9 protein-coding genes are annotated in these 10043 nt (G+C 73.9%); 4 read left to right on the top strand and 5 right to left on the bottom strand.

What is annotated here, in order from left to right; all coding sequences use genetic code 11:
* The 3 genes from AC07AZ_RS09370 to AC07AZ_RS09360 all read right to left on the bottom strand — a co-directional run.
* Positions 1-1143 (bottom strand): prenyltransferase/squalene oxidase repeat-containing protein (locus tag AC07AZ_RS09370; RefSeq protein WP_478845484.1); only part of this gene is annotated, 1143 nt, incomplete at its 3' end.
* Positions 1140-1892, bottom strand: coding sequence for a class I SAM-dependent methyltransferase (locus AC07AZ_RS09365; protein WP_478845482.1), 753 nt, complete (start codon positions 1890-1892; stop codon positions 1140-1142). The genes AC07AZ_RS09365 and AC07AZ_RS09370, both read right to left, overlap by 4 nt.
* A complete protein-coding gene (locus AC07AZ_RS09360) occupies positions 1886-3373 on the bottom strand; it encodes a glycosyltransferase family 4 protein (protein ID WP_478845480.1) in 1488 nt (495 codons plus the stop codon). The genes AC07AZ_RS09365 and AC07AZ_RS09360 overlap by 7 nt, the downstream gene beginning before the upstream one ends.
* Before the next feature lie 208 nt (positions 3374-3581).
* Between AC07AZ_RS09360 and AC07AZ_RS09355 the strand changes: the two genes are divergently transcribed.
* Positions 3582-4217, top strand: a complete 636-nt coding sequence (locus AC07AZ_RS09355; protein WP_478845478.1) for a TetR family transcriptional regulator — start codon at positions 3582-3584, stop codon at positions 4215-4217.
* A gap of 365 nt (positions 4218-4582) precedes the next feature.
* On the opposite strand, the gene AC07AZ_RS09350 is transcribed toward AC07AZ_RS09355, so the two are convergent.
* Both AC07AZ_RS09350 and AC07AZ_RS09345 read right to left on the bottom strand, forming a co-directional pair.
* Positions 4583-4855 (bottom strand): ferredoxin, encoded by a 273-nt coding sequence (locus tag AC07AZ_RS09350; RefSeq protein WP_478845476.1) that lies wholly within the window; start codon positions 4853-4855, stop codon positions 4583-4585.
* A gap of 3 nt (positions 4856-4858) precedes the next feature.
* Entirely contained in the window at positions 4859-6316 is a 1458-nt protein-coding gene (locus tag AC07AZ_RS09345) for an aldehyde dehydrogenase (protein ID WP_478845474.1), read from the bottom strand.
* A 186-nt stretch (positions 6317-6502) separates the two neighbouring features.
* Between AC07AZ_RS09345 and AC07AZ_RS09340 the strand changes: the two genes are divergently transcribed.
* The 3 genes from AC07AZ_RS09340 to AC07AZ_RS09330 all read left to right on the top strand — a co-directional run bounded on the left by AC07AZ_RS09340 (position 6503) and on the right by AC07AZ_RS09330 (position 9973).
* Positions 6503-7528 carry an MBL fold metallo-hydrolase gene (locus AC07AZ_RS09340; RefSeq protein ID WP_478845472.1) on the top strand — a complete coding sequence of 342 codons (1026 nt, stop codon included), beginning with the start codon at positions 6503-6505 and terminating at the stop codon, positions 7526-7528.
* A gap of 532 nt (positions 7529-8060) precedes the next feature.
* Positions 8061-9323: a prenyltransferase/squalene oxidase repeat-containing protein gene (locus AC07AZ_RS09335; protein WP_478845470.1), complete on the top strand. Its 1263-nt coding sequence runs from the start codon at positions 8061-8063 to the stop codon at positions 9321-9323.
* On the top strand, positions 9320-9973 hold the full coding sequence (locus tag AC07AZ_RS09330; RefSeq protein ID WP_478845468.1) for an SCO2322 family protein: 654 nt from the start codon (positions 9320-9322) through the stop codon (positions 9971-9973). The genes AC07AZ_RS09335 and AC07AZ_RS09330 overlap by 4 nt, the downstream gene beginning before the upstream one ends.
* Positions 9974-10043: the final 70 nt, after the last annotated feature.

The raw sequence follows: 10043 nt of genomic DNA, 5'->3' as shown, positions 1-10043 counted from the left end.
CGCAAGGAACCCGCGGGTGGCCGGAGGGGGGGGTCGGACGCCCTCTGCGGCCCCCCCCCCCCCCCCCTCCCCCCCCCCCCAGCAGTCCGGGTCCAGGCCGCGCGGCAGCCGGTCGCCGCCGAACACCGTGCAGGTCGCCTCGTGGCCGCCGAGGGCGGCGACCGCGAGCAGCAGCGAACCGGCTGTCCACGTGGTCAGTTCGAGGGGCCACAGGGCCTCGTCGTCGAAGACGTAGCCCGTCCAGTACAGGCCGCTCTCCGCGTCACGCAGGTGCTGGATCGCCTGAAGGATCTCCAGGGCCCGGTCGGACTCCCCCACCGCCCAGAGGGCCAGGGCCAGTTCCGCCGACTCGCCGCCGGTCACCCACGCGTTGGGTACCACGCAGCGCACGCCGAAGCCGGGCACGACGAAGCGGTCCCAGCCCTCCTCGATACGGGACTTGGCCTCCGCTCCCGTCAACGCCCCGCCGAGCACCGGGTAGTACCAGTCCATCGAGTAGCGGCCCTTGTCGAGGAACCGCTCGGGATGCCTGCGGATCGCGTGCCGCAGTGCGCCGGCCGCCAACTCCCAGTCCGGCTGCGGCTCTTCACGCTGCTCGGCGATGGCCAGGGCGCAGCGCAGCGCGTGGTGGACGGAGGAGGAACCGGTCAGCAGGGCGTCCGCGGTGTCCGTGCCGTCGTCCTCGCGCTTCCAGCCGATCTGCCCGCCGGGCTGCTGCAGCCGCAGCACGAACTCGGTCGCCGCGTACACCGCCGGCCACAGCCGGTCCAGGAACGTGTCGTCGCCGGTCGACAGGTAGTGGTGCCAGACACCGACGGCTATGTAGGCGACGAAGTTCGTCTCGCGGCCCCGGTCGGTGACGTCGGCGAAGTCGCCGTCGGCGTAGGCCGCGTACCAGGAGCCGTCCGCGTTCTGGTGCCTGGCCAGCCAGTCGTAGGCCCGCTCGGCGGCCTCGTGCTCGCCCGCCGCGTCCAGCGCCATGGCGGCCTCGGTGTGGTCCCACGGGTCGAGGTGGTGGCCCCGGAACCACGGGATGGCGCCGTCCTCCCGCTGCACGGCGAGGATGCCGCGGACGGTCGCGGCGGCCTGCTCGGCGGTGAGGACCCCGGGCAGGACGAGGTGTTCCGTCCGGGGCGTGGTCACTTGGTTGCCGCCTCGGGGGACTCGGCCAGGGCCGGCAGGTGCGGCTTCGTCGCGTACGCCACGAAGCTCTTGCCGATCAGCGGGTTCAGCGCCCGCTCGGCGACCCGGGTCGCGAGGGGCTTCTTCATGATGTCCCAGACCAGCAGCTTGTGGTACGCCCGCACCGGCAGGGCGCGGTCGTTGTCGACGCCGAACGCGCACTTCAGCCACCAGTACGGCGAGTGCAGCGCGTGCGCGTGGTGGCTGCCGTAGGGGCGCAGGCCGGACTCCCGCATCCTGGCGAGGAGTTCGTCCGCGCGGTAGATGCGGATGTGGCCGCCCTCGACCTCGTGGTAGGCGTCGGACAGCGCCCAGCAGACCTTCTCGGGGCCGTAGCGCGGGACGGTGACGGCGATGCGGCCGCCGGGCCTGAGCACCCGCACCATCTCCGCGAGCACACCCTTGTCGTCGGGGATGTGCTCCATGACCTCGGAGATGATCACGACGTCGAAGGACTCGTCGGGGAAGGGCAGCGCGAGCGCGTCGCCCTCCATGGCGGTCGCGGTGGCGCCGGCCGGGGCCTCGCCGGCCTCCTTCATCGCCGCGAACCACTTCGCGACCTCGCGGATCTCCTCGCCGTTCTGGTCAAGGGCCACGACCTGGGCGCCCCGTCGATAGCACTCGAACGCGTGCCGGCCGGCACCACATCCGAGGTCCAGGACACGGTCGCCCGGGGCGAGCGGGAACCGGGAGAAGTCGACGGTCAGCACGTGGCCCTGCTTTCGCGGTTGGAATCGACGTCTGTCACGTGTACGGCGGTGGCCTCCGCCGCGCCCTGCTCCGGTGTCCGCGCGTGAAGCTCCGCCGGGGGCGCGGTGGTTGCGGAGGCGGTGGGAGTCCCGGAGGCCGTGGAGGTCGCGGCGGCGCCCGGCGCGGCGGCGGGGGCGCCCGCGGCCCTGGCGATCGCCTCCCGGTACCTGGCCACCGTGCCCTCGGCGGCCCGGGCCCAGGTGAACCGCTCCAGCACCCGCCGGCGTCCGGCCGCGCCGAGCCGTGCCCGCAGCTCCGGGTCGGCCAGCAGCCGGCTCAGTGCCGCCGCCAGCGCCCCGGCGTCGCCGGTCGGCACCGCGAGGCACGTCTCGCCGTCCCGGCCGGCGACCTCCGGGATCGCCCCGCCGGTCGTGGCGACCAGGGGCGTCCCGGTCGCCATGGCCTCGGCGGCCGGCAGCGAGAAGCCCTCGTACAGGGACGGCACACAGGCGACCTGCGCCGAACGCACCAGGTCGACGAGTTCGGCGTCCGAGATGCCCTTCACGAACTCGACGGCGTCTTCGAGGCCGTAGCGCTCGATCGCCCGCGCGACCGGCCCCTTCGTGGGGCGCTTGCCGACGACGACGAGGTGGGCGTCGGAGTGCTCGGTGCGGACCTTGGCGAGCGCCTCCACGAGGTGGACCAGGCCCTTGAGCGGCACGTCGGCGCTGGACGTCGTCACGATCCGGCCCGGCAGCCGCGCGACCGAGGGATCCGGCGAGAAGAGGTCGGTGTCGGCGCCGATGTGGACGACGTGGATGCGGTCCTGGCGCACGCCCAGGTGGTCGATGATCTCCTGCCGGGACGTGCCGGAGACGGTGAGCACCGACGGCAGGCGGCGCGCGACGCGCTTCTGCATCCGCGTGAAGGCGTACCAGCGCCGCACGGAGAGCCTGCGCCGCCGGCTGGGCGCCGCCTCCAGGTCCAGCTTGCGGTCCACCGTGATGGGGTGGTGGATCGTGGTGACCAGCGGCGCGCCGACGTCGCCCAACAGGCCGTAGCCGAGCGTCTGGTTGTCGTGCACGACGTCGAACTCGCCGCGGCGGGCGCGCAGTTCGCGGCGGGCGCGGAGCGAGAAGGTCAGCGGCTCGGGGAAGCCGCCGGTCCACATGGTGGCGACCTCCAGCGCGTCGATCCAGTCGCGGTACTCTCCGCGGCCCGGTGTGCGGAACGGGTCCGGCTGCCGGTAGAGGTCGAGGCTGGGCAGTTCGGTGAGGCTCAGGCCGTCGTAGCCCTCGTCGAGGACGGGGTAGGGCTGCGAGCCGATCACCTCCACCCGGTGGCCGAGGCGGGCGAGTTCACGCGAGAGATGCCGGACGTAGACGCCCTGGCCGCCGCAGAACGGGTTTCCCTTGTAGGTGAGGAGTGCGATGCGGAGCGGTCGCTCGCCGTCTGCGGCGAGGTCGTCCGGGGACCCCGCCTGACTGGCCTCAGCGGTCACTCTGAGCCCCCTTCTGCCTGCACTGTCCCGCGAGATTACGCCGGGACGCTAATCTAGAACAAGTTTCAGACTTGATCGTTCAGGAGGCTCTGAATCTACCGGCAGGTAGGGGCACTGTGAGCAGTGGATCAGGTGATTCACGCCACGGCACCGGCCCTGCCATGCTGTCTGATCACCAGCCCTCACCGACCGTCACGGAACGAGATCCATGCCTGCGCAAGCCAAGGTGGCCAAGGTGGAAGCCAGTACCGCGCGAACGGCCTCGGCGTCGCTCACCGAGCGGCAGGAGGCGCGCCGGCGCCGCATCCTGCACGCCAGTGCCCAGCTGGCCAGCCGGGGCGGGTTCGACGCGGTGCAGATGCGCGAGGTGGCGGAGTCCTCGCAGGTCGCCCTCGGCACCCTCTACCGCTACTTCCCGTCCAAGGTGCATCTGCTGGTGGCCACCATGCAGGACCAGTTGCAGCACATGCACGGCACGCTGCGCAAGAAGCCGCCGACGGGCGACACGGCCGCCGAGCGGGTCGCCGAGACGCTGATGCGGGCCTTCCGCGCCCTCCAGCGCGAGCCGCATCTGGCGGATGCGATGGTCCGCGCCCTGACCTTCGCGGACCGCAGCGTCTCCCCCGAGGTCGACCAGGTCTCCCGGCAGACCACGGTGATCATCCTGGACGCCATGGGTCTGGACGACCCCACCCCGGAGCAGCTCTCCGCGGTCCGCGTGATCGAGCACACCTGGCACTCGGCCCTGATCACCTGGCTCTCGGGCCGCGCGTCCATCGCCCAGGTGAAGATCGACATCGAGACGGTGTGCCGGCTGATCGACCTGACGTCGACGGACGACTGAGCGGCGCCGGACCGGCCGTACGCCGGGGGCGGGCGCGAGGGGGCGGCCGCACGCCGGGCCGGCCGCACGCCGGGGGCAGGCGCGAGAGGACGGCCGCGCGCCGGGCCGGGACAAGCGCGAGGGGGCGGCCGCACGCCGGACCGGCCGCACGCAGGGGACAGGCGCGAGAGGACGGCCGCGCGCCGGGCCGGGACAAGCGCGAGGGGGCGGCCGCACGCCGGACCGGCCGCACGCAGGGGACAGGCGCGAGGGGGCGGCCGCACGCCGGGCCGGGGCGGCTGAACCCGGCCGAGCCCGCTCGAGCCGAGGCGCCGAGCCGCCACAGGCCCACCCCACACCCCCGGCCGCACCCGCCCGCCCAAGGCTCACTCCTCGGGTGGGAACACCGCCTCCCCGCTCCCCAGCAGCGAGATCATGATGGCCTCCACCGGGCAGCCCTCGGCCGCCGCGAGGACCTTCTCGTTGGCGTCGGCCTCCGGTTCGACCGGGTGGGACTGGCGCGCGGTGTCCAGCCGGAAGCGGTCCGGGGCGTTGTGGACGCACTGGGCGGAGCCGATGCAGAGGGAGCGGTCGACCTCGACCTGCCAGCGGTCGCCCGCCCCCACGCCCGGCTGCGCTCGCGCGGGAGATGCCCCCATCGTTCAGCCCTCCCAGCCGGCCGGGAGGTGGATCATCTTGTGCTCCAGGAACTCGCCGTACCCCTCGGGCCCGAACTCCCGCCCCAGCCCGGAGTTCTTGTAGCCGCCGAAGGGGCCGAGCATGTCGAGGCTGAAGGTGTTCACGGAGTAGGTGCCGGTACGGACCTGGCGGGCGACCTCGATGCCGTGCTCGACGTCGGCCGTCCAGACGCTGCCGCTGAGGCCGTACTCGGAGTCGTTCGCGGTCTTCACGGCCTCGGACTCGTCGCCGTAGGGAAGAAGGCAGATCACCGGTCCGAAGATCTCCTCGCGGGCGATCCGCATCGAGTTGTCGACGTCGCCGAAGAGGGTGGGTTCGACATACCAGCCGCGGTCCAGGCCCGGCGGCCGGCCACCGCCGGTGAGGATCTTCGCGCCCTCCTCCTGGCCGATGCGGATGTAGTCGAGGTTGCGCTGCTGCTGGCGCCTGGCCACCAGCGGGCCGACCTGGGTGGCCGGGTCCAGCGGGTCGCCGACCACCAGCGCGCCGGCCGCCCGGGCGAAGGCGTCGGCGAACTCGTCGTAGCGGGAGCGGGGCAGCAGGATGCGGGTCTGGGCCACGCACGCCTGGCCGTTGTTCATCCAGGCCGCGGAGACGATGCCGGGGACGGCGGTGGCGAGGTCGGCGTCCGGCAGGACCACCGCGGCCGACTTGCCGCCCAGTTCCAGGGTGACGCGGGTGAGGTTGCGGGAGGCCACCTCCATCACGCGGCGGCCGGCCGCGACCGAGCCAGTGAAGGAGACCTTGTCGATCCCGGGGTGCCCGACCAGGTACTCGCTCACCTCGCGGTCCGCCGGGAGGATGGAGAGCACACCCTCGGGCAGGCCCGCCTCGCGGGCGATCTCGCCGAGGATGTACGCGTCCAGCGGCGTCTCCGGCGACGGTTTGAGGACGACGGTGCAGCCGGTGAGCAGCGCGGGTGCGAGCTTGGCGGCGGCCACGAACTGCGGGACGTTCCAGGGCACCACGGCCGCGACGACACCGACCGGCTCGCGCCGTACGAGGATGCGGCCGAGGACGCCGGCGCGCCGCTCCTCGTAGGTGAAGTCCCGCGCGACCGTGATCGCCGCGTCCCACACCATCATCGCGCCGAGCGCCTGCGCGAGGACGCTCCAGGAGTACGGCGACCCGTTCTCGGAGGAGATCACGCGGGCGATCTCCTCGTGCCGTACGGCGATGGCGTCCTTGATCCGGGTGACGACCCCGATCCGCTCGTCGAGGGTCATCCGCGGCCAGGGTCCCTGGTCGAAGGCGCGGCGCGCGGCGGCGACCGCCCGGTCCACGTCCGCCGTCGAGGCGTGCGGGACCCGTCCGATGACCTCCTCGGTGTGCGGGGAGACCACCTCGATGACGTCCTTGCCCAGGGGGTCGGTCAACTCCCCGCCGATGAACAGCTGTCCGTGTTCCACGAGCTCGGTCATGGCGACTGCCTCCCGGGGCCGTTCCCGGCCACTCTCTGACGATCCATCAGATTCTCGGATACGAAGACTGATACCAGTTCCGTTCGCCGGAGTCCACGCACCGGACGCCCGACGGGAAGGTCGACTCGGGCTCCCATCGAAACTCGTTCTAGTTATAGTTGCCGGAACGCGGCGATTGGGGAGCCCATGGCGCAGGTGCACGACCACGGCGGCGGCGTACGGTCCGTCGAGGTCCCCATCCCGGACAACCCCCTCGGCCACACCCTCGTCTACGTCGTGGACACCGACCGCGGCCCCGTCCTCGTCGACACCGGCTGGGACGACCCGGCCTCCTGGGACACCCTGGCCGAGGGACTGACCGCCATCGGCACGGCGCCGGGCGAGATCCACGGCGTCGTCGTCACCCACCACCACCCCGACCACCACGGCCTGTCGGGCCGCGTCCGTGAGGCGTCCGGCGCCTGGATCGCGATGCACGCGGCCGACACGGCCCTCGTGCGGCGGGCCCGCTCCACCGGCCCCGGGCGGTGGTTCGCCTACATGACCGCCAAACTCACCGCCGCCGGCGCCCCCGAGAGCCATGTGGCCCCCCTGCGCGCCGCCCGCCCCAGCACCCTGCCCGGTCTCTCCCCCGCCCTCCCGGACCGGGAGATCGTCCCCGGCGAACTCCTCGACCTCCCCGGCCGCCGCCTGCGCGCGATCTGGACCCCGGGCCACACCCCGGGCCACGTCTGCCTCCACCTGGAGGAGCGGCACCCCGCCGAACTCCCCGGCCACGGGCGGCTGTTCTCCGGCGACCACCTGCTCCCCGGGATCACCCCGCACATCGGCCTGTACGAGGACCCCGACGACGCCACCGTCACCGACCCCCTCGGCGACTACCTCGACTCCCTCGAACGCGTCGGCCGCCTCGCCCCCGCCGAGGTGCTCCCCGCCCACCAGCACGTCTTCACGGGCGTCGCCTCCCGGGTGGGCGAGCTGCTCGCCCACCACGAGGACCGCCTCACCGGCCTGCTCACCCTCCTCGCCGAGCCCCTCACCCCCTGGCAGCTCGCCGAACGCATGGAGTGGAACCGCCCCTGGGACCAGATCCCCTACGGCTCCCGCACCATCGCCGTCTCGGAGGCGGAGGCCCATCTGCGCCGCCTGGTCAAACTGGGCCGGGCGGAGGCGGTGCCGGAGAGCGATCCGGTGACGTACGTCGCGGTGTGAACCGCGCGGCCGTGCGCTCGCCCGGCTGTGCCGGGGTGATCCCGCCGCCCCTGGCGGGGAGTTGTGGAGGCGGCGGCGAGGCGCGCGCCGGGTGCGGCGCGGTGCCGCACAGCCGCCCCTCAGGTGCTTCCTACGGGCCGGTAGAGTAGCCGGGTCGTCATCACGACCGTACGGGGGAAAGCCGGTGCAATTCCGGCGCTGACCCTCCCCCAGCGCCCTGAGGGCCTGGGAGGTACCCCCATACCGTGAACCGTTCGCCGAGGACGGTGAGCCGGATCGCCCCGGGCGGACGTGACCGGCTCACGCGTACCGGCAACAGGCCGGTGCGCGGCACCGTCGAGGTATACGGAGCCGAGCCGCCGGGATGTCCCGCGCTGCCCGGCTCCGCTGCACCCGGTGCGCCGAAGGGCGTGCCGGTGCCGGGGCGGCGAACGCGCGAAGGCCCGTGGGGCCCGTGTTGACGCCGGACCGGCGCCGGCGTTCACGCGCCCGGGGCGCACCGGACATCACAGGAGAGAGGCACCCGCCGATCATGAACGTCCGCCGCAGCGCCGCGGTCCTGGCCGCAACAGCCGTGATCGGCGCGGCCACGCCCGCCGTCGCCGCCGACCCGTCCCCGTCCGCCTCGCCGTCGTCCCCGGCGCTGCCTCCGGGGCTGTACGGCAGTGCGAACCCGCAGTACGACGGCGTGTGGCGGCAGTCCCTCGCGCTGCTCGCCCAGCACACCGCCGGGGTGAAACCGGCCGCCGAGGCCGTCACCTGGCTGACCGGGCAGCAGTGCGCGAGCGGGGCGTTCGCCCCCTTCCGCGCCTACCCCGCCAAGGCGTGCGACGGCAAGGTGCCGGTCGATTCCAACAACACGGCCGCCGCCGTGCAGGCCCTCGCCGCGCTCGGCGGACACGACGCCGAGACCCACAGGGCCGTCGCCTGGCTGAAATCCGTGCAGAACAAGGACGGCGGCTGGGGCTACGCGCCCGGTGGCGCCAGCGACACCAACTCGACGTCCGTCGTCATCGGGGCGCTCACCGCCGTCGGCGAGAAGCCCGCGCGGGTCGAGAAGGGCGGCAGGTCGGCGTACGACGCCCTGCTGACGTTCGCCCTGCCGTGCAAGGGCGCGGGGGCGGGCGCCTTCGCGTTCCAGCCCGACAAGGCGGGCGAACTCGCCGCCAACGCGGACGCCACGGCGGCGGGCGTGGTCGGTGCCCTGGGCCTGGGCATGGTCGCCGAGGCCGGCCGGAAGACGGACGGTGGCTGCGCGGGCTCCGGGAACCCCACCCCGCGGCAGGCCGCCGCCAACGGCGCCTCCTACCTCGCCGGCGCGGTCGCGAAGACCGGGCACCTGACGTCCGCCATGCCCGGCTCCACCGACCAGCCCGACTACGGCAACACCGCCGACGCCGTCGTCGCGCTCGCCGCCCAGGGCGGTACCGGGCAGGCACAGAAGCCGCTGCGGTGGCTGGAGCGCAACTCCGCGGCCTGGGCCCGGCAGAGCGGCCCCGCCGCCTACGCCCAGCTGGTCTTCGCGGCTCACGCGACGGGCACCGACCCGCGTGACTTCGGCGGCACCGACCTCGTCGCGCGGCTGAACGCCACGGGCCTCGCCCCGCAGTCGGCGGACGGGCAGACCGGCCGGAGCGGCGCCGACAGCGACAAGAGCGACAAATCTGACAGGGCCGACAAGAACGAGCAGAAGGACTCCTCCCCGAGCGTCTGGTGGATCATCGGCGTCGGTCTCGTCGCCGGTATCGGCATCGGCTTCCTGATCAGCGGCCGCAACCGGCGGCGGAAGCCGTGACGCGCCGCCGCGCCGCCGTACTGCTCCTCGCCGTCCTCCTGCTGGGCAACGCGGCCCAGGCACGGGCCGCCGGCTACCGCTACTGGTCCTTCTGGGACCGCACCGGCGGCCACTGGACCTACGCCACGCAGGGCCCGTCGACCACCCGTCCCGCCGACGGTGACGTCCAGGGCTTCCGCTTCTCGGTCAGCGAGGACTCCGGCGACTCGGTACGGCCGCGCGGCGCGGCCCACTTCGCGTCGATCTGCGCACGCACGCCCGCGGCGGACGGCCGCAAGCGGGTGGCCCTCGTCGTCGACTTCGGTACGCCGGCGGACGCCCCGTCCGGCGAGACCCCGCCCCGGGCGCGCACGGCCTGCGCCGTCGTCGCGCCGGACGCGACGACGGCCGAGGCCCTGGCCTCGGTGGCGAAGCCGCTGCGCTACGACACCAACGCCCTGCTGTGCGCGATCTCCGGCTATCCGAAGACGGGCTGCGGGGAGCAGGTGAACGCGGGCGGCACAGGCGGAAGCGGGACCGGGAGCGGCGCGCGGGAACCGGCCGCGCACGACGACGGCCCCTCGCTGGGGCTGCTCGCCGGCGGCGCGGTGGTGGCGGTGCTCGGCGGCGCGGCCGTATGGCAGGCGAGGCGGCGCCGGAATGCGCCGTAGGCAGAGGCGGCCCAGGCCCGAAGCGCCGGGCTCCGGACGGGCCGAGCGGGCCGAGCGCGGCGGGCCGGCC

The sequence above is a fragment of the Streptomyces sp. NPDC043878 genome, from assembly GCF_056435735.1.
Note: the sequence above shows the minus strand (reverse complement) of the source record. Positions and strands in the feature narration are given on the sequence as shown.

Excerpts from the sequence above, each read along its gene's own strand:
- AC07AZ_RS09345 (WP_478845474.1), bottom strand. The coding sequence starts at position 6,316 with ATGACCGAGCTCGTGGAACACGGACAGCTGTTCATCGGCGGGGAGTTG.
- AC07AZ_RS09350 (WP_478845476.1), bottom strand. The coding sequence starts at position 4,855 with ATGGGGGCATCTCCCGCGCGAGCGCAGCCGGGCGTGGGGGCGGGCGAC.
- AC07AZ_RS09340 (WP_478845472.1), top strand. The coding sequence starts at position 6,503 with ATGGCGCAGGTGCACGACCACGGCGGCGGCGTACGGTCCGTCGAGGTC.
- AC07AZ_RS09335 (WP_478845470.1), top strand. The coding sequence starts at position 8,061 with ATGAACGTCCGCCGCAGCGCCGCGGTCCTGGCCGCAACAGCCGTGATC.
- AC07AZ_RS09355 (WP_478845478.1), top strand. The coding sequence starts at position 3,582 with ATGCCTGCGCAAGCCAAGGTGGCCAAGGTGGAAGCCAGTACCGCGCGA.